24 protein-coding genes and 1 pseudogene are annotated in these 22,227 nt (G+C 55.1%); 19 read left to right on the forward strand and 6 right to left on the reverse strand.

Going from position 1 to position 22,227, the window contains the following annotated elements; all coding sequences use genetic code 11:
- Window positions 1-199 precede the first annotated feature (199 nt).
- The 6 genes and pseudogenes from modA to EIO64_RS15260 all read right to left on the reverse strand — a co-directional run bounded on the left by modA (window position 200) and on the right by EIO64_RS15260 (window position 4,485).
- The gene (modA, locus tag EIO64_RS15235) at window positions 200-1,051 is read right to left on the reverse strand and encodes a molybdate ABC transporter substrate-binding protein (protein ID WP_136891571.1); all 852 of its coding nucleotides are present in this window, start codon (window positions 1,049-1,051) and stop codon (window positions 200-202) included.
- Between the two features lie 133 nt (window positions 1,052-1,184).
- Window positions 1,185-2,203 (reverse strand): annotated as a pseudogene (locus EIO64_RS15240) (molybdopterin-binding protein).
- Window positions 2,200-2,643 (reverse strand): MOSC domain-containing protein, encoded by a 444-nt coding sequence (locus EIO64_RS15245; RefSeq protein WP_025544848.1) that lies wholly within the window; start codon window positions 2,641-2,643, stop codon window positions 2,200-2,202. The pseudogene EIO64_RS15240 and the gene EIO64_RS15245 overlap by 4 nt, the downstream one beginning before the upstream one ends.
- A gap of 5 nt (window positions 2,644-2,648) precedes the next feature.
- Window positions 2,649-3,128: a cyclic pyranopterin monophosphate synthase MoaC gene (gene moaC, locus EIO64_RS15250; protein WP_136891572.1), complete on the reverse strand. Its 480-nt coding sequence runs from the start codon at window positions 3,126-3,128 to the stop codon at window positions 2,649-2,651.
- Between the two features lie 5 nt (window positions 3,129-3,133).
- Window positions 3,134-4,078: a GTP 3',8-cyclase MoaA gene (moaA, locus tag EIO64_RS15255; RefSeq protein WP_136891573.1), complete on the reverse strand. Its 945-nt coding sequence runs from the start codon at window positions 4,076-4,078 to the stop codon at window positions 3,134-3,136.
- Window positions 4,079-4,194: 116 nt separating this feature from the next.
- A complete protein-coding gene (locus tag EIO64_RS15260; protein ID WP_136891574.1) occupies window positions 4,195-4,485 on the reverse strand; it encodes a hypothetical protein in 291 nt (96 codons plus the stop codon).
- 264 nt (window positions 4,486-4,749) lie between these two features.
- On the opposite strand from EIO64_RS15260, the gene EIO64_RS15265 reads away from it, so the two are divergent.
- From EIO64_RS15265 to EIO64_RS15355, 19 genes are all read left to right on the forward strand, one after another.
- On the forward strand, window positions 4,750-5,058 hold the full coding sequence (locus EIO64_RS15265; RefSeq protein ID WP_005934801.1) for a DUF6050 family protein: 309 nt from the start codon (window positions 4,750-4,752) through the stop codon (window positions 5,056-5,058).
- Between the two features lie 126 nt (window positions 5,059-5,184).
- A complete protein-coding gene (locus tag EIO64_RS15270) occupies window positions 5,185-5,433 on the forward strand; it encodes a hypothetical protein (protein WP_058966949.1) in 249 nt (82 codons plus the stop codon).
- Window positions 5,426-6,187 carry a phage antirepressor KilAC domain-containing protein gene (locus tag EIO64_RS15275; protein ID WP_058966951.1) on the forward strand — a complete coding sequence of 254 codons (762 nt, stop codon included), beginning with the start codon at window positions 5,426-5,428 and terminating at the stop codon, window positions 6,185-6,187. Before EIO64_RS15270 ends, EIO64_RS15275 begins: the two co-directional genes overlap by 8 nt.
- Window positions 6,184-7,092, forward strand: coding sequence for a DUF6017 domain-containing protein (locus tag EIO64_RS15280; RefSeq protein ID WP_058967232.1), 909 nt, complete (start codon window positions 6,184-6,186; stop codon window positions 7,090-7,092). Before EIO64_RS15275 ends, EIO64_RS15280 begins: the two co-directional genes overlap by 4 nt.
- A gap of 125 nt (window positions 7,093-7,217) precedes the next feature.
- The gene (locus EIO64_RS15285; RefSeq protein WP_136891811.1) at window positions 7,218-7,709 is read left to right on the forward strand and encodes a PcfB family protein; all 492 of its coding nucleotides are present in this window, start codon (window positions 7,218-7,220) and stop codon (window positions 7,707-7,709) included.
- Window positions 7,706-9,475 (forward strand): VirD4-like conjugal transfer protein, CD1115 family, encoded by a 1,770-nt coding sequence (locus EIO64_RS15290; protein WP_136891575.1) that lies wholly within the window; start codon window positions 7,706-7,708, stop codon window positions 9,473-9,475. The genes EIO64_RS15285 and EIO64_RS15290 overlap by 4 nt, the downstream gene beginning before the upstream one ends.
- A gap of 131 nt (window positions 9,476-9,606) precedes the next feature.
- Window positions 9,607-9,822: a Maff2 family mobile element protein gene (locus EIO64_RS15295; protein WP_130869802.1), complete on the forward strand. Its 216-nt coding sequence runs from the start codon at window positions 9,607-9,609 to the stop codon at window positions 9,820-9,822.
- 39 nt (window positions 9,823-9,861) lie between these two features.
- Window positions 9,862-10,731 (forward strand): VirB6/TrbL-like conjugal transfer protein, CD1112 family, encoded by an 870-nt coding sequence (locus EIO64_RS15300; protein ID WP_007046101.1) that lies wholly within the window; start codon window positions 9,862-9,864, stop codon window positions 10,729-10,731.
- Complete coding sequence (locus tag EIO64_RS15305) at window positions 10,721-11,314, forward strand: MT-A70 family methyltransferase (RefSeq protein WP_081365654.1); 594 nt, start codon at window positions 10,721-10,723, stop codon at window positions 11,312-11,314. Before EIO64_RS15300 ends, EIO64_RS15305 begins: the two co-directional genes overlap by 11 nt.
- Complete coding sequence (locus tag EIO64_RS15310) at window positions 11,302-11,790, forward strand: XF1762 family protein (RefSeq protein ID WP_136891576.1); 489 nt, start codon at window positions 11,302-11,304, stop codon at window positions 11,788-11,790. The genes EIO64_RS15305 and EIO64_RS15310 overlap by 13 nt, the downstream gene beginning before the upstream one ends.
- Complete coding sequence (locus tag EIO64_RS15315) at window positions 11,759-12,139, forward strand: PrgI family protein (protein ID WP_117452847.1); 381 nt, start codon at window positions 11,759-11,761, stop codon at window positions 12,137-12,139. Before EIO64_RS15310 ends, EIO64_RS15315 begins: the two co-directional genes overlap by 32 nt.
- 1 nt (window position 12,140) lies before the next feature.
- Window positions 12,141-14,540, forward strand: a complete 2,400-nt coding sequence (locus EIO64_RS15320) for a VirB4-like conjugal transfer ATPase, CD1110 family (protein ID WP_136891812.1) — start codon at window positions 12,141-12,143, stop codon at window positions 14,538-14,540.
- Between the two features lie 15 nt (window positions 14,541-14,555).
- Window positions 14,556-15,149 (forward strand): nitrogen fixation protein, encoded by a 594-nt coding sequence (locus EIO64_RS15325; protein ID WP_071430977.1) that lies wholly within the window; start codon window positions 14,556-14,558, stop codon window positions 15,147-15,149.
- Between the two features lie 197 nt (window positions 15,150-15,346).
- Window positions 15,347-16,177 (forward strand): DNA methyltransferase, encoded by an 831-nt coding sequence (locus EIO64_RS15330; protein WP_249390918.1) that lies wholly within the window; start codon window positions 15,347-15,349, stop codon window positions 16,175-16,177.
- On the forward strand, window positions 16,177-18,381 hold the full coding sequence (locus EIO64_RS15335; RefSeq protein ID WP_136891577.1) for a C40 family peptidase: 2,205 nt from the start codon (window positions 16,177-16,179) through the stop codon (window positions 18,379-18,381). The genes EIO64_RS15330 and EIO64_RS15335 overlap by 1 nt, the downstream gene beginning before the upstream one ends.
- Window positions 18,382-18,397: 16 nt before the next feature.
- On the forward strand, window positions 18,398-18,634 hold the full coding sequence (locus EIO64_RS15340) for a DUF4315 family protein (protein WP_136891578.1): 237 nt from the start codon (window positions 18,398-18,400) through the stop codon (window positions 18,632-18,634).
- Entirely contained in the window at window positions 18,627-19,406 is a 780-nt protein-coding gene (locus EIO64_RS15345; protein ID WP_136891579.1) for a DUF4366 domain-containing protein, read from the forward strand. Before EIO64_RS15340 ends, EIO64_RS15345 begins: the two co-directional genes overlap by 8 nt.
- Window positions 19,403-21,472 carry a DNA topoisomerase 3 gene (locus EIO64_RS15350; protein ID WP_136891580.1) on the forward strand — a complete coding sequence of 690 codons (2,070 nt, stop codon included), beginning with the start codon at window positions 19,403-19,405 and terminating at the stop codon, window positions 21,470-21,472. The genes EIO64_RS15345 and EIO64_RS15350 overlap by 4 nt, the downstream gene beginning before the upstream one ends.
- Window positions 21,469-22,227, forward strand: coding sequence for a phosphoadenosine phosphosulfate reductase (locus tag EIO64_RS15355; protein WP_136891581.1), 759 nt, complete (start codon window positions 21,469-21,471; stop codon window positions 22,225-22,227). The genes EIO64_RS15350 and EIO64_RS15355 overlap by 4 nt, the downstream gene beginning before the upstream one ends.

A 22,227-nucleotide genomic window follows, 5' to 3' on the forward strand; every position in this document is an offset into this window, starting at 1 on the left:
AAATCAAGGGCTCCCATTGAGCCAAGTCCCAATGGGAACGATGGCGGCGATCCGCAATGAGTTGTAAAGAGGGGACCAGGCCATAAGGTTCCTTTGGAAAATAAGAAATCCGGAGTTTGGAATGAGGGGATCAAGGGCTGTCAGAAAGCATTTTAAACGATCCAGCCTTATCAGACGCCTATTTCCAATCTGCTTGAACTCACACCATGGGGCTGAAGCCTACCGCCTCGAAGCAGGCCATGGCCTCGTCGGTCGACAGGAAGTCCAGGAAGGCCTTGGCAGCATCGGGATTGGCGCTGTTTTTCATGACGGCGGCGGGGTAGATCACCTGGCCGCACATCTCAGCGGTGGCCTCGTCCACCACGGTCAGACCGGCGGAGAAGGCGTCGGTGGCGTAGATCACGCCGCAGTCCACGGTGCCCTCAGAGACCTGGGTGGTGACCTCCTTCACGTTGGAGCCGTAGGTCAGCACGCCGGAACTGGCCAGGGTCTCCTCATTCAGACCGTAGTAGGTGAAGATCTTCTGGGTGTACTGGCCCACTGGAACGTCGCTGTTGCCCATGGCCAGGAACACATCGCCGCTGGCCAGCAGCTCCGCCAGCTGGTCAAAGGACTCGATGCCCTTGGGGTTGCCCTCGGGAACGGCCAGGGTCACCTTGTTCTCCAGCAGGTCCAGGCGGGTGGCGCTATTCACCAGGTCCAGGCCCTCGGTGTTCTCCTCGCCGCCCTCGGCGTCCAACTGGTTCATCTGCTTGGGAGCGGCGGAGATGAACACATCACAGTCGGCTCCCTCCTGGATCTGGGTTTTCAGGGTGCCGGAGGAGTCATAAGTCGCCACGACGGCGACTTCCGGAGCCACGGCCTTGTAGGCCTCGATGACCTGATCCAGGGACTCCTGCATGGAGGCCGCGGCAAAGACGTGCAGCTCTACCGGTTCGGCGGTGGTCTCTGTGGTGTCGTCTGTGGTGCTGTCGGTGTCCGCACTGCCGCTGCAGGCGGTCAGGGCCAGCGCCATGGACAGGGCCAGAACGAGGGAGAAAAGCTTTTTCATGGCGAAATCTTCCTTTCTTGATGATAATATGTTGAACCCGGCTTTGCAAGTCCGGTGTCAAACTGACGTGATATTCAAATGAGGATAACGGATGGAAAAAACCTGCGCCGGACGCTCCGGCGCGGGCTGATTTTTACTTTCCAAAGGGGCAGATGGGCCAGCGGCAGGGCTGGCAGCCGAGACACAGGCCGCCCTCCCCCAGGGAGACGATCCACTCCTTGGTGACGCTTACATCCGCCGCCACCCAGGGCAGCACTAGGTCGAAGATGGTGGCCCCGGCGTACATGACGCAGCCAGGCAGGCCCATGACGGGGGTGCCGTCATCGTAGTAGCCCAGCAGGAACATAGCGCCGGGAAGCACCGGGGCGCCGTAGGTGACGATCTTCGCCCCGCTCTGCCTGATCCCGCCGGGGGTGTTATCGTCGGGGTCCACGCTCATACCCCCGGTGCAGAGGATGACTTCCGCCCCAGTCTGCCGGGCTTGGGAGATGGCGCCTGCCACGTTCTCCACCCCATCGCCGGAATAGGAGACGGAGATGGTCTCGATGCCATAGGCGCTCAATTTGTCCTTCACCACCGGAGTGAAGGTGTCCTGGATCAATCCCTTCTTCACCTCGCTGCCGGTGGCCACGATGGCGGCGGTTTTTCGCACCCAGGGCCGTAGCTCCAGCAGGGGGGTATCTCCGGCGGCCGCTTTGGCGGCTGTCAGCTTCTCCTCCGCGATGATCAGGGGGATCACCCGCATCCCCGCCAGCTTGTCACCTTTTTTGACGGCTGTACCCCCTTCCGGGTGGCGATCATCAGCTCATCGATGGCGTTTACCGCCCGCAGGGATTCCGACCGGACCAGGAACAGCCCGTCGCAGGATGCCTTCAGCTCGATCTTGCCCTCCTTGACGCCACTCCGCTCCATATTCTCGTTGGCACACAGGGCCAGCAGGCGCTCCGCCCCCTCATCCTCGTGGAGCATCCCAGGCGTCATCTCCCACACGTACAGGTGCTCCTTGCCCATGCCGAGCAGCACCGGGATGTCCTCCGGCGCCACCACATGGCCCTTGCGGAACCGGGCATCCTTGTACTGGTCCTTGATGATCTGGGTCAGGTCGTGGCACAGCACATGGCCCACCGCATCCTCCGTCCGTATCAGCTTCATGCTTCCGCCTCCAGAATCTCGATCTCATCGCCGGGACGGACCACGCCCTCCCGGACCACCACGGCGAAGATACCCTCCGTGGGCATGACGCACCTGCCCACCGCCTGCTTGATGGCGCAGTCGCTGTGGCACTCCTTGCCGATTTGGGTCACCTCCACCTCCGTCTCACCGATCCGCAGATGGGTGCCCACCGGCAGGTGTTTCAGGTCGATGCCCTCGGTGTTGATGTTCTCCGCAAACACCCCCGGATCCAGTGGGATGGGGCAGCTCGCCCGCATGGTGTCCACGCTCTCCTCCGCCAGCAGGGAGATCTGCCGGTGCCAGTCCCCGGCGTGGGCGTCCCCCACGATGCCGTGGCGGAACTTTAGTTGGATTTCCGGGACGGGGTGCTTCTGCTCCCCCTTCCGCTCGCTGATGTTGACCGATACCACGTTTGCCAACAGGCTCACTCCTTGATCTGGTAATCTCCGCTCTTGCCGCCGGACTTGGACAGCAGGCGGATGTTTTCAATGCGCATGTCCTTTTGGACTGCCTTGCACATGTCATAGATGGTCAGCGCCGCCACGGACACGGCTGTCAGGGCCTCCATCTCCACCCCGGTAACGCCGGTGCAGGTGACGGCGGCCTGGATCTCCACCATGCAGGGGGAATCGGACAGGGCGAAGGTGATGTCGATACCTGTCAGGGGCAGGGGGTGGCACATGGGGATCAGCTCCCAGTTGTGCTTGGCCGCCTGGATGCCCGCCACCTGGGCTACCGCCAGCACGTCGCCCTTTTTCAAGGTGCCGTCCTTGATGTTCTGCAATGTCTCCGGGGCCATGTGGATCTCCCCAGCAGCCACTGCCCGGCGGTGGGTGACGGCCTTCTCCGTCACATCCACCATCCTGGCCCGGCCCTGTTCATTGAAATGGGTCAATTCCGCCATGGTGGTCATCCTCCGATCTGATTCATGTTTCGGGGCGTGTCGCTGGACCGTTCTGTGAGATGGTGGCGCTCCGGCTTGTGGAGGATGCCCCGCCGGACGGCGTCCTCCAGCGCCTGGCCGTGGAGGCCCCGGAGGGGGATCTCTTCCCGGCTGTGGAGGCAGCCCTTCAGCTTGCCGTCCGCCGTCACCCGAATCCGGCGGCAGTCCGCGCAGAAGTCGTGGCTCACTGGGGAGATGAGCCCCACTGTCCCCAGCGCGCCGGGCAGCTGGTACCGCCGGGCCACGCCCTGGGCCTCGATGGGTTCCAGCTCTGCCATCCGGTCCAGCACCGTTTCTGCAGGCAGGAAGCGGTTCCGATCCCACCCGGCGCAGGGGCCCATGGGCATCAGCTCGATGAACCGCATCTCCCAGGGATGCTCCCGGCTGAGATTCACAAAATCTTCGATCTCATCGTCGTTGAACCCGCCGATGAGGACGGTGTCAAATTTTAGATTCCGGAATCCAGCCGCCTCCGCAGCTTTAATGCCCGCAAGCACGTCCTGGAGGGTCCCCAGCCGGGTCATGGCGGCGAACCGGTCCGGCCGCAGCGTATCCAGGCTGATGTTCAGCCGGTCCACCCCCGCATCCCGCAGGGGCCTTGCCAGCTGGGGCAGGAGGGAGCCGTTGGTAGTGAGGCACAGCTCCGCCAACCCGGGGATGGCCCGCAGCATCCGGCACAGGTCCGGCAATCCCCGCCGCACCAGAGGCTCCCCGCCGGTGAGGCGGATCTTCTTTACCCCGCACCGAACCGCCGCCGCGGCGATCTCCGCCAGCTCTTCGATGGAGAGAATATCGCTGTGAAGCCGCTTCTCCACGCCCTCGGGCGGCATACAGTATTGGCACCGGTAGTTGCACAGATCCGTGACGCTAAGCCGCAGGTAGTCGATTGTCCGTCCGCAGCTGTCCCGCATAATGTCCTCCAACCGTGATACTCAAGTGAGATAAACGATATACTATATTATAAGCGCCCTGCGGGAAAAGTCAAGAAAAACGCCCCGGCCAATGTCGGGGCGTGAACCGAAAAGTATCAGCGGTGAGAGGCCCTCCAGGCGGCAGCCATCCGCACCGACAGCGTCAAGGCAATGGCCAGCAGGATGAGGGAGGCGATGCCTGCCATAAGAATCAGAGCCATCAAGGCCCACATGGAGGTCACAGGAATTTCCGGTGCTGAGAGCAAGTCGGCGATGGGCGCGGTCAGCAATCGGTACGCCAGGAATTCAATCCATAGCACGACCAGAATCACTCCATTCCGCCGGGTGGGAGGAAAGGAGAATGTGCAGAAGGAGCGGACAGTCCCAATCAGCAGAGCCAGTATCATCAGCGATTGGATCCACGCTGCAAAGGTATAGACGGGGGTTCCGACTTCCTCCCAAGAGAACGTGAAAAAGAAAAGATTCCAGCTGATGCCGGTGCCATAGTAGCAAAAGATTATTGTGCGATAATAGGACTAAATCAGAAAGACCTTGAAAACCAAGGCATTCTGGCTTAGTCCCTTCTTTTTTTGACCGAAAACAAAGGACTTTCACAATAATCAAGCAAGCCGGAGGGTGCTGCTGCACACTTCCGGCAGAAGGAGGATATAGTGGGTGCTATCAAAGTCTTCTTGAAGGAGGTTCTGCTTCCAATCGCGCTTGCGTTCTGCCTCGCGTCATTTCTCAAGCCGATCTATATGCCTGACGGCGTATGCGACTACTTTCTTATGTGGATCTGCGTTGGATTACCGTTCGGCATCCGGAGGATGTGCCTCTGGCTCGTTCCCAGCGGCTACGGTATCTCCGGCTCAGTCGGCATCTTCGCATTGAACTTAATCATAGGCGGTCTTATCGGAGGACTTGCCTTCTTCATCGGGCTGCTGCTCGGTGTCATTCATACCATCCGAGAAATAATCTGAACTACATCGTAAACGAAGAGGGTTTGTTTCTTCTCCAATTTGGAGTAAGAAGCAAACCCTCTTTTTTTGTTGCCCAAAAGCCGGAATATTTGCTGGCGATGCGGCGAAGGAAAGGAGTTTTTAAGTATGAAACGCATGACAGCCGGTGATCTGCAAGCACTGGAATTGCTGATGCAGACCACACCCGGCTTTGAGCATTTTGACAGCGGCGCGGATGGCATTCTCCCTGAGTGCCGAAGCTGCCGCTTTCACCGTCCTCACTGGAAATATCAATCCTGCGTGTTTGCAGAGTGTCCTTACTGCTGCAATCCCGTTTCAACCCTCAAAAATCAAAGTGGCACATCTGCTGCCGGAAAGGAAGTCAGTCATGGATAACAAAATCGAAGTCTTCAAGAATGAACAGTTCGGTGAGGTGCGAACGATCCTCGAAGGGGAAACACTCCTGTTCTGCGGTTCAGATATTGCGAAAGCACTTGGATATGCCCGACCCGGAAAGGCAATTATTGATCACTGCAAGGGTGTCCTAAAACGGGACACCCTTACAAGCGGTGGTATGCAGTCCCTTTCCTATATACCGGAGGGCGATGTTTACCGACTGATTGTTCACAGCAAACTCCCTGCTGCTGAGAAGTTTGAACACTGGCTGTTCGATGAAGTTGTCCCCACCATCCGCAAGACAGGCGGCTACATGACGGACTCCCTTCTGGAACGTATTCAGAAGGAACCGGCGGTCATTGTGGAGTTTGCTCAGGCGTTGATTCTGGAAAAGAATCGTGTGAAGGCTCTTGAGTGTGAGCTGAACACAGCGAAGCCTAAAGCTGATTACTACGACGCCTTCATCAATCCGGATGACTGCACCAATATCCGAACGACGGCGAAGGAACTGAAAATCCCGGAGCGCAAGTTCGTCCAGTTTCTTCTCAGGGAGAAGTACCTGTTCCGCTCTCCCTCCGGGCAGCTTCTTCCCTACAACAAGGACAGCAATGCCGGACTGTTCATCGTCCGCGATTTCGTGACGTACTGCTACACCGGTTCTCAGACCTACTTCACGCCGAAGGGCAAGGAGGTCATCCGAGTGAAGTTCCAGAAAAAGTGCGCCGAAGAGCTGCTTCCCAAGATGGCAAGGTGATTTCTGTGGCAGTCTATCGCGTAAACAAGAATCGCGGCTATACGGTCATGGCGAACTTTCACCTCCGCGACAAGAGCCTGTCACTCAAGGCAGTCGGGCTTCTCTCAAAGATGCTCTCATTCAATGACGGCTGGAAGTTCTCCACCAAGGGACTTTCCGCAATCTGCAAGGAAGGTCCGGATGCCATTCTCTCCGCGCTTCGTGAGCTTGAAAAACACGGCTACCTCGTCAGGCACCGGCAGAGAGACGGTAAAGGCAGGATGAGCAGTACAATCTTTGAGATATACGAAGAGCCGCAGGAGTCCACGCCAGAACAGGAAATGCCACACACGGAAAATCCATGTGTGGAGAAGCCAGATGTGGATAATCCACGCGGGGATAAGTCCGCACAAATAAATACTAATCAAGTAATTACCCAAGAAAGAAATACTCTCTCAAAGAACTATCAATCCATCAATCTTGATGGGATGGACAGGATGGATGAGCGAAGCGAGTATGAAGAGATTATCAAAGAGAATCTTGATTACGACATTCTCTGTCAGGATCCGAAGTTCGATAAAGACCGCTTCCGGGAGATCATGGACATCATGCTGGATGCTGTCTGCTCTACCGCTCCGACCATCCGTATCAACGGCGAGGATATGCCGCAGCAAGTGGTCAAGTCCCGCTTTCTCAAACTGAATAGCAGCCACATTGAGTACGTTCTGGAAGCAATGAACAAGAATCCGTCAGACATCCGCAATATCCGGGCGTACCTGTTGACCGCTCTGTATAACGCCTCTCTGACGATAGACAATTATTACTCTGCGCTTGTCAACCATGATTTCTACGGGCAGGACAGATCAGCAGAGTCAAAGAAGCCCAAGACCTACGATTATAGCCTTTGTGAAGATACTTTTTATTGAATACCATCGTGAGCATTGCTCGGAAAGGAGGACATTGCAAATGAAAATCATCTATCGCCGGATTGTGCCGCCTTAGCTGATGCAGCATTCCCACAATCATTCCAAGGAAAGGAGGTATCACTGCAATGCAGGATGAAGTCAACACCAAAGTTGTTGCAATCATGATCAAGGGCGGCAAAATCTCTGCCGAGGTACTGAAAAAGGCGCTGGACAAGTTCGTTCAGGAAATTGAGAAGGCACAGAAGCAGATGCAGCAGCCCAAAGCCTATCGCGGCAAGCAGTCCATCAAGCATCTGATGAGCCAGAACGCCGCCATCTCCAACATCGAAGTGACGGACGGCAACATCAAGTCCTTTGAGCGGACTGCCAGCAAATACGGTCTGGACTTTGCGCTCAAGAAGGACGTTTCCGTTGAGCCGCCCAGCTATCTTGTCTTCTTCAAGGGACGGGACGTTGATGTTATGACCGCCGCGTTCAAGGAGTTCTCCGCCAAAACCGTCAAGCAGAAGGAACAGCCGTCCATCCGGCACAAGCTGGATCAGGAGAAAGCTCAGAGCAAGGCGCAGCACAAGGAGAAGGTCAAGGTCAAAACCAAGGATCGGGGTGTGGAGCTGTGAACAAACCCGATGTGAAGAAGCTCGTTCTTCTGAACCTTCCGTATATCTTCGCCTTCTACTTTGCAGATAAGATCGCCGCCGTGTTCCGTCTCGCACCCGGCACAGAGTTCATCGACAAGCTGACAAACGGTTTTGCCGTGTTCGGCACAGCCTTCGCAAATCCGCTGCCCAGCTTTCAGCCCGTCGATCTGCTCATCGGTCTGATTGCCGGTGCGCTGCTCAAGTTGGCGGTCTACGTCAAAGGCAAGAATCGCAAGAAGTTACGGCAGGGCGAAGAATACGGATCTGCCCGCTGGGGAAACGAAAAGGACATCAAGCCGTACATGGACCCGGAGTTCTCCAACAACGTCATTCTGACGCAGACGGAGTTCCTGACCATGAACAGCCGCCCGAAGCAGCCGAAATACGCCCGCAACAAAAATATCCTTGTCATCGGCGGTTCCGGCTCAGGTAAGACACGCTTTTTCGTGAAGCCGAACCTGATGCAGATGCACAGTAGCTATGTTGTGACTGACCCGAAGGGTACGGTACTGGTGGAGTGCGGCAAGATGCTCGAAAAGGGCGGCTATGTCATCAAGTCGCTGAACACCATCAATTTCCGGAAATCCATGCACTACAACCCTTTTAGCTACATCCGCAGCGAGAAGGACATCCTCAAGCTGGTCAATACGATCATCGTCAACACGAAGGGAGACGGCGATAAGTCCGGCGAAGATTTTTGGGTAAAGGCGGAAAAGCTCTACTACACAGCTCTCATCGGCTACATCTGGTACGAGGCACCCGACCACGAGAAAAACTTTACTACCCTGCTCGAAATGATCAATGCCTCAGAAGCCAGAGAGGACGATGAGACCTTCAAGAACCCCGTGGATGTCATGTTCGATGAGCTGGAAGCCCGCGATCCTGACCACTTTGCGGTCAAGCAATACCGCAAATACAAGCTGGCGGCTGGCAAAACCGCGAAGTCGATCCTGATTTCCTGCGGTGCAAGGCTTGCGCCCTTCGACATCGCAGAGCTGCGGGAACTGATGAGCTACGATGAGATGGAGCTGGACACCATCGGAGACCGGAAGACGGCGCTGTTCGTCATCATTTCCGATACCGATGACACCTTCAATTTCGTCGTGGCAATCATGTATTCCCAGCTCTTCAACCTTTTGTGCGATAAAGCAGATGACGTTTACAACGGTCGGCTTCCCGTTCATGTGCGCTGTCTGCTCGATGAGTTTGCGAACATCGGTCAAATCCCGAAGTTTGATAAGCTCATCGCCACCATCCGAAGCCGGGAAATCTCGGCGTCAATCATCTTGCAGTCCCAGTCTCAGCTCAAGACCATCTACAAGGACGCGGCGGACACCATCACGGGCAACTGCGACTGCACACTTTTTCTTGGTGGCAAGGAGAAATCGACCCTCAAGGAAATCAGCGAGGTGCTGGGCAAGGAGACAATCGACCTTTACAACACCTCAGAAACCCGTTCCAGCAACAACTCCTACGGCTTGAATTACCAGAAAACCGGCAAGGAACTGATGTCTCAGGATGAGATCGCCGTCATGGACGGAGCCAAGTGTATTTTGCAGCTTCGAGGCGTGAGACCTTTTCTCAGTAACAAATACGACATTACGAAGCATCCAAAGTACCGGCAGCTCTCCGACTACGACAAGCGGAACGCCTTTGACATCGAGGAGTATCGGCAGCACAAGCTGGTAGTCAAGCCCGATGACACATTCGACCTCTATGATATGGGCGAGGTCGAAGCGGATTAAAGCCCCGTCGCTGCACTGCGCAGTGGGTAAAGCCTGATGGCTCCCAAAGCAGAACAGCGCCGGGGCTTCTTTTTTTATGCCCATTTTCAAAAATACACAACCAATCTTTTTCAAATCAAGGAGGAAAATCTATGGCTTTCATCAATCAGGCTGTCACGGTTCTTCAGACGCTCGTTATCGCCCTCGGTGCCGGTCTCGCGGTGTGGGGTGTTATCAACCTCATGGAAGGCTACGGCAACGACAATCCGGCGGCTAAATCTCAGGGCATTAAGCAGCTCATGGCTGGCGGCGGTGTGGTGCTGATCGGCACGACCCTCATCCCCCTGCTCTCCGGTTTGTTCGGCTAATCCACGGCAAGCCCAGCTTAACCGAAGGGTGGTGAAATATTGGGCAGCATTTTAGAAAAGATCGAACAGGCTCTCAAGGATATGCTGATCGGATGGATCGAGAGCAACCTGACCAATATGTTCACCGATGTCAACGAGAAGGTGGGAACGATTGCCGCCGAGGTCGGGCAAACACCGTCCGGCTGGAACGGCGGCGTGTACCAGATGATCCGGGGACTATCCGAAAACGTGATAGTCCCCATCGCTGGTATTATCATCACCTTTGTTTTGTGCTATGAGCTGATTTCCATGATCACCGAGAAAAACAACCTTCACGACATGGACACTTGGATGTTCTTCAAGTGGTTTTTCAAGGCGGCTGTGGCGATCTATCTCGTGACACACACGTTTGACATCGTGATGGCAGTATTCGACATCGGGCAGAACGTGGTTTCCGGTGCAGCCGGTGTCATTCACGGCAACACCAGTATTGATATTGATTCGACGATTGCGCAGATGCGTACCGGCATGGAGAACATGGGCGTCGGAGAACTGCTCGGACTGTCGATAGAAACTCTTCTGATCAGCTTGTGCCTCAAAATCATGGCGATCCTCATTACGGTCATTCTCTACGGGCGCATGATTGAGATTTACTGCACCGTGAGCATTGCGCCTATTCCCATCGCGACCATGAGCAACCGCGAATGGGGCAGCATCGGCACGAACTATCTGAAAGGCTTGTTCGCTCTGGCATTTCAGGGCTTTCTCATCATGGTCTGCGTCGGCATCTATGCAGTGCTGATCAACGGCATGATCATCGCAGACAACATTCATTCGGCTCTGTTCTCTGTGGCAGCGTACACGGTCATTTTGTGCTTCTCCCTGTTCAAGACCGGAAGCCTCGCAAAATCCATTTTCCATGCGCACTAAGGAGGTCGGCAGCATGAAGAAGTACAGCATCATCTACGCCGATCCCCCTTGGGCGTATCGGACTTACTCCAAGAAGGGACAGGGACGGTCGGCAGAAAGCCACTACCCAACAATGTGCATTGAGGACATCAAGGCACTTCCGGTCGGTGAGCTTGCTGCGAAGGACTGCGCCCTGTTCCTCTGGATCACGTTCCCGTGCCTCTGTGAAGCACTCGAAGTGCTGACGGCATGGGGCTTTTCTTATAAGACCGTGGCTTTTGTATGGGTGAAGCAAAACCGCAGGAACGACGATCTCTTCACCGGCATGGGGTATTGGACAAGGGCGAACGCCGAAATCTGCATCCTTGCCACAAAGGGGCACCCGAAGCGAGTTGACGCCGGTGTGCGTCAGGTCATCCTCAGCCACATCGAAGAGCATTCCAAAAAGCCGGATGAAGCGCGGGAACGCATTGTTCGGCTCATGGGAGACCTTCCCCGCGTAGAGCTTTTTGCCCGTCAGTCTCCCGAAGGCTGGGACGTTTGGGGCAACGAGGTCGAATGCACGGCACATCTTCCAATGGAGGAAACACCATGCTGCGGCTAAGACCTATCTCTCTTCGAGACGCCAACGAGTATGTCCGGAAGCATCACCGGCATCACAAGCCGGTTGCCGGTCACAAGTTTTCCATCGGCTGTGAAGCAGACGGTGAGCTGGTCGGTGTAATCATCGCCGGGCGTCCCGTCAGCCGGTATCTGGATGACGGCTTCACATTGGAGGTTACAAGGCTATGCACCAACGGGGCGAAGAACGCTTGCAGCTTTCTCTACGGCGCGGCGGCAAGAGCTGCTGCGGCTATGGGCTATAAGCGCATCATCACCTACACGCTGGAAAGCGAAAACGGTGCAAGCCTTCGGGCTTCCGGCTGGATCTGTCAAGGCAAAGCGGGTGGGCTTCGCTGGACGGGCAAGCGTCAGCCGAAGGAGGATCAATATCCCGCACAAATGAAGCTGCGCTACGAAAGGCAGCTTAGAAAGGAGGAAACAGTCAATGGCATTTGTTCCGGTCCCGAAGGATCTTAACCGCGTCAAAACGAAGGTCATGTTCAACCTGACCAAGCGGCAGCTCATTTGTTTTTCCGTCGCTGCGGCAGTCGGCGTCCCGATCTTCTTTCTGGCGAAGGCACATCTCGACTTGTCTACGGCGGCAATGCTGATGGTGGTCATCATGCTCCCGTTCATCTTCTTCGCGCTTTACGAGAAGGACGGTCAGCCCGCCGAAAAGTATCTGTACCACATCGTACAGTCCATGTTTATCCGGGACAAGGTGCGTCCCTATCGCACAAACAATCTCTACGCTGAAATTCAGCAGAAAATCAAAGAACAGGAGGAATTGCAGCTTGAACAACAGCACAGCAAAGGCAAAGCCTAAGATGACGGTCAAAAACGGCGTCATTTACGGCGATGCCCTTTCCGCTCAGGAAAAGAAGCGGATTGTCATGCAGAAGAAAAAGGATAGGAAGGCAAAGAAAGTCCGCAAGTCCGCCCAGCAGACCATTCCCTATGTGGAAATGTGCCGCGACGGTATCTGCAAGGTGAACAGCCGCCTCTACACGAAGTCCATCGCCTTTGAGGACATCAACTACCAGCTTGCGCAGAACGAGGACAAAACTGCCATCTTCGAGAACTGGTGCGATTTCCTGAACTACTTTGACAGCTCGATCTTTGTCCAGCTCTCCTTCATCAATCAGAAGGCAAGTCTCAATGAGTTTCGCAAGCGCATCAACATTCCGGCACAGGAGGACGCCTTCAACGACATCCGCTCCGAGTATTCCGGTATGCTGCAAAGTCAGCTCACCAAGGGCAACAACGGACTGGTCAAGAAGAAGTACATCACCTTCGGCATTGAGGCGGACTCCCTCCGCACGGCAAAGCCGAAGCTCGAACGCATTGAAACCGACATTCTCAATAACTTCAAAACCCTCGGTGTGAGAACCGAGCCGCTGTCCGGCTACGAGCGGCTGAAAGTGCTTCATGACGTATTCAACATGGACACCAATGAGCCGTTCCGCTTTTCCTTTGACATGGTTGCCCGGACAGGACTCAGCACGAAGGATTTCATCGCGCCCACTTCCTTTGACTTCCGTGAAGGCAAGTGCTTCAAGATGGGCAGAACCATCGGTGCGGTGAGCTTTCTCCAAATCCTCGCGCCGGAACTCAATGACCGTATGCTTGCCGACTTCCTTGAGATGGACAGCAACATCACGGTCAATTTTCATATCCGGACGATTGACCAGGCAAAGGCAATCAAGAGCATCAAGATGAAGATCACCGACCTCGACAAGATGAAGATCGAAGAGCAGAAAAAGGCGGTCCGCTCCGGCTACGATATGGACATCATCCCGTCCGATCTTGCCACCTTCGGCGGTGAGGCAAAGCGTCTGTTGCAGGATCTCCAGACCCGCAATGAGAGACTGTTCCTTGTGACCATCCTCATCATGAATACGGCAACCAACCGCCAGAAGCTCGAAAACGCGGTGTTCCAGACCGCCGCCATTGCTCAAAAGTATAACTGTGCGCTCAAGCGTCTTGACTTCCAGCAGGAGGAAGGGCTGATGTCCTCTTTGCCTATCGGCGTCAATCAGGTGGAAATCGAACGAGGACTGACCACTTCCAGCACAGCGGTTTTCGTGCCGTTCACCACGCAGGAGCTTTTTCAGGGCGGCGAAGCTCTCTACTACGGGCTGAATGCGCTGTCCAACAACATGATCATGGTGGACCGCAAGCAGCTCAAGAACCCCAACGGGCTGATCTTGGGTACGCCCGGTTCCGGTAAGTCCTTCTCCGCCAAGCGTGAAATGACGAACGCCTTCCTCATCACAGAGGATGACATCATCGTCTGCGACCCCGAAGCCGAGTATTTTCCCCTCGTGCAGAAGCTCGGCGGTCAGGTCATCCGCATCTCGCCGGTCAGCACGGATTACATCAATCCGCTGGACATCAACACGAACTACTCCGAAGAGGAAAACCCGCTGACGCTGAAATCCGACTTCATCCTCTCTATGTGTGAGCTGATTGTCGGCGGCAAGGACGGCTTGCAGCCGGTTGAGAAGACCATCATTGACCGCAGTGTCCGCATGGTCTATCAGGAGTTTCTTGCAGACCCCAAGCCGGAGAAAATGCCGATCCTCGAAGACCTCTACAACATTCTGAGAAATCAGAAGGAGCCGGAGGCACAGCGCATTGCAACTGCCCTTGAAATCTATGTTCACGGCTCTCTGAACGTCTTCAATCACAGAACGAATGTGGATGTCAACAACCGCTTTGTCTGCTATGACATCCGCGAACTTGGCAAGCAGCTCAAAAAACTCGGTATGCTGATCGTGCAGGATCAGGTGTGGAACAGAGTTACCATCAACCGCGCCCAGCACAAGGCAACGCGCTACTACATGGACGAGTTCCACCTTTTGCTGAAAGAGGAACAGACCGCCGCGTACAGCGTGGAAATCTGGAAGCGTTTCAGAAAATGGGGCGGCATCCCGACCGGAATCACGCAGAACGTCAAGGATCTTCTTGCCTCCCGCGAGGTGGAGAACATTTTTGAAAACTCGGATTTTGTCTACCTTCTGAATCAGGCGTCCGGCGACCGGCAGATTCTCTCGAAGGCGCTGAACATCTCGCCCAGCCAGCAGAACTACATCACCAATTCCAATGCCGGTGAGGGGCTGATCTTCTACGGCTCGACCATCGTTCCCTTCAAGGACGATTTCCCGAAGGACACCCAGCTCTACCGTATCATGACCACCCGTTTAGAAGAAACCGTACAGAACTAAGGAGGATTTTTGAATATGAACAACAAGATGATTACCATTCCCTACGCGGACGCTATCGAATACGGAGAGAACACCTCCGCGCTGTTTAAGGCTCTGTGGGAGCTGACCGATCTGATCCGACTGGAAAGCGACCTCAAGAAGCATCACCGCGCCTATCTCCATGTGAGGGAGGACATCGACGAAAAGGTCAAGGAAGCGCGTCAGATTATGACCAAAGTAGCCGTGGATATGATCGGCTTTTACTTCAATGTTGATGTTTCTGAGTGCAGCAACAACGATGAGAATACCCCCTTCGCTGACGCGGCGGATGATGAAACCGTTTCTATCCCCAAGGGCGAGTATGAGCTGATGATCGACGATCTGCTCACGATGTCCGAAATCATTCAGAGCGTCGCAGATATGCGCACGCAGGATGTGAAGGCAATCCGCGAGTTCGGCAAGTTCGTCCCCGCCTTTGCCGCCTTTGAGAAGAACCGCCTGAGCCTCTACCGCGACGCGGCGAAGGAAGCAGAGGAAATCTTCGACCGTTGGGCGGACGAGATTGACGATCTCGACGAGGACTTCATGGAAGACGAGGACTACGAGCCGGACGAGTATTACTCCGATTGATGCCCATTGAAATGTTATCGGGTTTTACAGCCAACATTTCAACGGAAACGCAAATCCAACAGAACAGGAGGTACACCACCATACAACTTGACATCATTCATACCGGCGATTGCCTTAAAATCCTGAAAACTCTGCCCGATGACACCGTTCATTGCTGTGTGACGTCCCCTCCGTATTACGCGCTCCGCGATTACGGCATGGAGGCTCAGATCGGCAGAGAGACAACGCCGAAGGAATATATCTCGCGCCTGACGGAAGTGTTTACCGAAGTCAGGCGCGTTTTGCGTCCGGATGGAACGCTCTGGCTGAACATCTCGGACACCTACGCTGGAAAGGGCAATCAGGGAGATTTCATTGACCCGAAGAACCCCTACGGCAGAAACGGTCAGGCTGTGGCTCTCAACAACAAGGTTGAGGGCTGCAAGCCGAAGGATATGATCGGCATTCCGTGGATGCTGGCTTTTGCCCTCCGCGATACCGGCTGGTATCTGCGCAACGACATCATCTGGATGAAGGATAACCCCATGCCGGAGAGCGTGAAAGACCGCTGCGCCCGCTGTTATGAGCATATTTTCCTGTTCTCAAAGTCCAAGAAGTATTTCTTTTACTACAAGGCAATCTCCGAGCCGATTGCCTCTGCAACGGCAGAACGTCTCAAGCGCGGCATGAGGGGCGGCAACAAGTACGGAAAGCCCGTTCCCGGTCAGCCTCAGCCGCAGTCCATCAACCGCCCCCGCGAGCATGGTGAGATCAAGGACAGTGACATCAATCCGCTCCGCAACAAGCGCGATGTCTGGAAGATCAACACCGTCCCCTTCAAAGGCGGTCACTATGCCGCCTACCCTCCAAAGCTGGTTGAAACCTGTCTTCTCGCCGGTTGTCCAGAAGGCGGCATTGTGCTTGACCCCTTTATGGGAAGCGGCACAACCGGCATGGTTGCCGCGCAGATGGGGCGGCATTTTGTAGGCGTAGAGCTGAACCCGGAATACACCGAGCTTGCCTACAAGCGGATTGGAGGTGAAATCTGATGTCCAAGGAACCGGAACTCAAAGCCCGTGACAAGGTGGTCGTGCGGATGACGCGGGAAGGCGCGGTTGAGGAAAACCTGACGGCTGGCACCGAGCAGCGTGTGTCAAAGAGGCTGGAAGATGCGGAGCTGGTGAAGCCCGGTGAGACAGTCGAGCCTTCCGAAGCTCTTTCTGCGGAGGAACAGAAAAAGGTGCAGATGCGCCGTCAGCAGCGTCAGTTTCAGGCGGAACACGCCGAGGATAACGACACACAGCCGCCCTCGGAAACGTCTGTCACAGAAGAGAAAAGGACAGAAACTCTACCCCAGAATGTACCCGAACCGCTGCCTTCGGAAACGCCGTTCAAGCCTCCTGTTTTGGAGCAGCACGGTGTTTCTTCTCATACCGGCACGGTGATTGCCGAAACGGTTGTCACGCACAAGCTACGCAAGACCTCTGCGGTTGAAGCCGTTGACGCGGATGCCGTTCTCTCCCAAGCGGCAGAGACTTCCTCCGCAAAGCCGGTCTCGGACGATGCCGTCCCGCCCACGAAGCGGATTCAGAAGCTCGAAAGGAAGTCCGAAAAGGCGCATGAGCGTCTGGACGCTGCCCGCCAGAAGCTGCCCACGCACAAGGTTCTCAAGAAAGAGCGTGTCTTTGATGAGGAAACCGGCAAGGGCAAAACCCGCCTTCATTTTGAGGATGAGCTGAAAAAGCCGAAGGGCAAGGGCAAGCTGCAATTCGAGGCAGACAAAACCGTCCGCAAGGTCGGTGACACTCTCGCCTCCGGCATTCACGGCAAAATCCATGAGGTCGAGCAGGAAAACTCGGCGGTCGAGGGGGCGCACAAAACAGAGATTGTCGCAGAGACCGCCGCAAGGCATTTCAGTCATCACAGAGAAAAAAGCGTCAACAAGCCCTATGAGAAGGTTTCTAAGCTGGAACACAAGGCGGATGCTGCTGATGCGAAGCTCCAATATGAGAGAAATCAGCAGGAGCATCCTGAGATGAAGAAGCAGAACATGAACAAGCACTATCAGAAGCAGAACATCAAGAAGGAATATGCCGCCGCTCGAAATGCCGGTTCTCAGACTGCCGGGACTGCCACAAAGAATACCGGCAAGAAGCTCGGTGAAAAGGTGTCCGACAAGATCAAGGAGTTCTTTGAGAAGAACAAGAAGGTCTTCATCTGGATCGGCGTCGGAATTGCCCTTCTCGTGTTGCTCGGTGCTGGTATCAGCTCGTGTTCGATGCTCACCTCTACCGGCTCGTCGGTTATCGCTTCCTCTTATCTCAGCGAGGATGACGCGATGCTGGGTGCGGAGGCGCAGTATTGCCGGATGGAGCAGGAGCTGCAACGCTATCTCGACACCTACGAAAGCACTCACAGCTACGACGAGTATCACTTCGATCTGGACGATATTGAGCATGACCCCTATGTGCTGATCTCCATTCTCTCGGCTCTCCATGAGGGCGAGTTCACGCTGGATGAGGTGCAGGGTACGCTCCAAATGCTGTTTGAAAAGCAGTATATCCTCACCGAAGAGGTCTTTGTTGAAACCAGATACCGCACGGAGACCGACACATGGACGGACGCAGACGGCAACACGCACACGGAAACCTATCGCGTCCCGTATGACTACTACATCTGCAACGTGAAGCTCGAAAACTTCAATCTCTCCCACGTCCCGGTCTACATCATGTCTCAGGAACAGCTCTCCATGTACGCAACGTATATGTCGGTGCTGGGCAACCGCGAGGATCTGTTCGGTGACTCTCCCTATGTGGACAAGTACATCACCAATCCTCCCGCCGACTACGATGTCAACCCGGAATACCTGAACGACGAGAAGTTTGCAGCGCTGATTACCGAGGCGGAAAAGTATCTCGGCTATCCGTATGTGTGGGGCGGCTCCAATCCCGACACGTCCTTCGACTGCTCCGGCTTCGTCAGCTACGTTCTCACAAACAGCGGACTTGTGAATACCGGGCGGTTGGGCGCACAGGGGCTTTACAACATCAGTACGCCGGTTTCAAAGGCAAATGCACAGCCCGGTGATCTTATCTTTTTCGTCGGGACGTATGACACCCCCGGTGTGTCCCACGTCGGAATCTACGTCGGTGATGGCGTCATGATTCACTGTGGCGATCCCATTCAGTACACATCCATCAACTCTTCCTATTGGCAGCAGCATTTCTACGCCTTCGGAAGACCCGCCTATTAAAAGAAAGGAGTTTTGCATGAATCCCAAGTATCAGAAAGTCCTCTCCGACATTGAGAAGGCTGAAAAGAAGAAGTCCGAAATTGAAGGACAGCTCAAGGAGCTGTACGACAAGAAGACGGAGCTGGAAAACCTTGAAATCATCAATACCGTGCGCTCTATGGTGATGGACAAGGATCAGATCATGGTGTTCCTGTCTTCCATGAAGAGCGGCACCAAGCCCGCTGAAAATACGGAGGTAATCGACAATGCGTAAGAAGTTTCGTTTTCTGACCATCCTTGCGGTCTGCGTCATGGTTCTGTCCTGCTTCTCTGTCACGGCGTTTGCCTACGCCGATGATACCGAGCAGAACCTTCCCGTTACGGAGGCAACTCAGCCCGAACAGCAGCCCGCAGTCACTCCCGCGCCGGAAAAGCCGAAGGGTGAGCCGATTGACGATGAGGGTAACGCCTACACCCGCGACTTGCTCTATGACAAGGCAACCAACAAGCAGTTCATCACTGTCCAGACGAAGAACGGCAACACCTTCTTCATTGTCATCGACTACGATGCGCCCATCAACGAGGATGAGGAACAGTATCAGACGTACTTCCTCAACATGGTCGATGAGAGCGATCTGCTTGCACTGCTGGATGAAGATACTGCGGCTGCGCTGACCACCTGTAACTGCAAAGAGAAATGCGCTGCCGGTCAGGTCAACACCGACTGCCCGGTCTGCAAGACCAACATGAGCGAATGCGCCGGCACAGCCCCCGTTACACCTGAGCCGGACAAGGATGCAGAAACCGACGTTCCTGCTCCCAAGCCCGAAAAGAAATCCAATGTCGGTATGGTTCTTATCGTCTTCGTCCTTGTTGGAGCTGCGGGCGCGGCGTATTACTACATCAAGTTCGTCAAGGGCAGAAAGCCCAAGGACGAGGATCTGGACTTCTTCGACGATGAAGGCTACGAGGAAGAGCCGTACATCAACGAGGATGAAGAGCCGCAAATTGTGGTAGACGAGGAAACGGACGGTGATGAGGATTGATCTTAGTCATTGCTGAAAAGCCCAGCGTTGCCCAGTCCATCGCAAAGGTTCTGGGCGCAACGTCCCGAAAGGACGGCTATATGGAGGGCGGCAATTACATCGTTTCGTGGTGCTTCGGTCATCTGGTGGAGCTGGCAGACGCCAGCTCCTACGATGAGCGGTATGCCAAGTGGCGGTATGACGATCTGCCCATTGTTCCGGAAAGCTGGATGTTTGAGGTCACGAAGGACAAAGCACAGCAGTTCAAGGTGCTGTCCGCTCTCATGAAGGACAAGCGCGTCGCCGAGCTGGTCTGCGCAACCGATGCAGGACGCGAGGGTGAGCTGATCTTCCGGCTGGTCTACAACAAAGCCGGATGCACCAAGCCCTTCAAGCGTCTGTGGATCAGCTCATTGGAGGACTCCGCCATCCGCGAAGGCTTCAACCATCTCCGGGACGGCAAGGAATATGACCGCCTCTATGAAGCGGCACTCAGCCGCTCGAAGGCGGACTGGATTGTCGGCATCAACGGCACCCGCCTGTTCACCACGCTTTATCACAAGAAACTGGTGGTCGGGCGCGTCCAGACGCCGACCCTTGCAATGCTGGTGGAGCGCGACGGGAAAATCTCCACGTTCCAAAAGGAGAAGTATTTCAACGTCCATGTCGGCAAGGGCGATCTGACCGCCGATCTGGAAAAGGTCAAAACCGAAGAGGAAGCAAAGAAGATTGCGGCGGCTTGCGAGAAAAAGCAAGCCGTCGTTTCTTCTCTCAAGCAGGAAACGAAGACCGTCAATCCTCCGAAGCTCTATGATCTGACCACCTTGCAGCGCGAGGCAAACCGATACTACGGTTTTACCGCCCAGCAGACGCTCGATCTCGTTCAGACGCTCTATGAAAAGAAGCTCCTGACCTATCCGCGCACGGACAGTCAGTTTATCACGGACGATATGGAAGACACCGCCCGTCAGGTCATTTCTATTGTCTGCCGCCAGCTTCCGCTTTTCTCCGGCGTTTCGGTCACTCCGGACATTGCCCGCGTAACCGACAACAGCAAGGTCACAGATCACCATGCCATTCTCCCGACCGTCCAGCTTGAAAAGCAGGATGTTTCGGCGCTTCCTCAGTCGGAGCAGAAAATCCTCAATCTTATCGGGATGCGCCTTCTGTGTGCGACCGGCGAGAAGCACACCTACGCAGAAACGCAGATCTCGCTCTCCTGCGAGGGCTACGAGTTCAAAGCCAAGGGCAAGACCGTCGTTCAAAACGGATGGAAAGCCATTGAAGAGCTGTTTAAGGCATCTCTCAAGACGAAGGAAAAGGACGATCCCATGAAGTCCCTGCCCGAAGTCCATGAGGGCGATGTTCTGGATAATGTGTCCGCCAGCGTTACGGAACACTTCACGACGCCTCCGAAGCAGTACACGGAAGACACGCTCCTGTCTGCAATGGAGACTGCCGGAAACGATCAGTTCGACGATGACACCGAGAAGAAAGGACTCGGCACACCTGCAACCCGCGCCGGTATCATTGAAAAGCTGGTGAAATCCGGCTTTGCAGAGCGCAAAGGCAAATCCCTCATTCCCACGAAGGACGGCTGCAACCTTGTCTGTGTTCTGCCGGAACAGATCACATCTCCCGCAATGACGGCGGAATGGGAAAACACGCTCATGGAGATTGAACGCGGCAAGGCAGATGCGGACGCCTTCCTCAGCGGCATTGTCCGGATGACCGGGGATCTCGTGAAAGCCTATCCCTTCCTCTCCGATGCCGAAGCCCAGCGTTTCGGCACGGGTAAGGAGGAAATCGGCAAATGTCCCCGCTGCGGCTCTCCGGTCTACGTCGGCAAGGGCAATTTCTACTGCTCGAACAAGGAATGCTCCTTCTGCCTGTGGGAAGACAACAAGTTCTTTTCCAGCAAGAAAAAGAAGCTGACCAAGAAGATTGCAAAGGAGCTGCTGGACAAGGGCTGGTGCCGCGTGACCGGGCTTTACACGCCGAAGAAGCCTCAGCTCTACGATGCGGTGATCCGGCTGGATGACAGCGGCGGCAAATACGTCAGCTTCAAGATGGAGTTTGATCGATGACCCGCCCAAAGTATGTTGCTTCATGCAGCGGAGGCAAAGACAGCGTAGCGACGCTCCTGCTGGCTGCACAGCACAATGAGCCGCTTGACGAGGCGGTTTTCAGTGAGGTCATGTTCGACAAAGACACAAGCGGCGAAGTCCCGGAACACCGGGACTTCATTTATGACCGGCTCAAGCCCTTCTGCGAAAAGGAGCTGGGCATCAAGTTTACCATTCTCCACGCGGACAAGACCTACGATGAGGTGTTCCATCATGTCATCACCCGCGGACCGCACAAGGGCGAGGTTCGCGGCTTTGCATGGGCTGGTATGTGTGCAGTCAATCGTGACTGCAAAATCCCGCCAGTCCGCAAGTACAATGCCGCACTCTCACCGGACACTGTGAGCTATGTCGGCATCGCGGAGGATGAACCAAAACGACTTGCGCGTCTGGACGGTGTGAAGAATGTCAGTCTGCTTGCCAAGCATGGCATGACTGAGGTTGACGCCTACAAGCTCTGTCAGGAACACGGGCTGCTCTCTCCAATCTACGCTCACTGCCGGAGGAACGGCTGCTGGTTCTGTCCCAACGCCAGTGACTCGGAGCTGCTGCACATGGTCACAAATTATCCGGAGATGTTTGACCGGCTGATTGAATGGGAGAAGGAAGACAACATATTCCATCGTCGAATGACACGCAGAGAAACCCCGTCTGAGGTAAAGGCTCGTTTACTGAGCAAATCCCAGACGGGGTTTTCTTCGCCCAAAAGCAAATAA

It is taken from the genome of Dysosmobacter welbionis, assembly GCF_005121165.3.
GTDB classification, from domain to species: domain Bacteria; phylum Bacillota; class Clostridia; order Oscillospirales; family Oscillospiraceae; genus Oscillibacter; species Oscillibacter welbionis.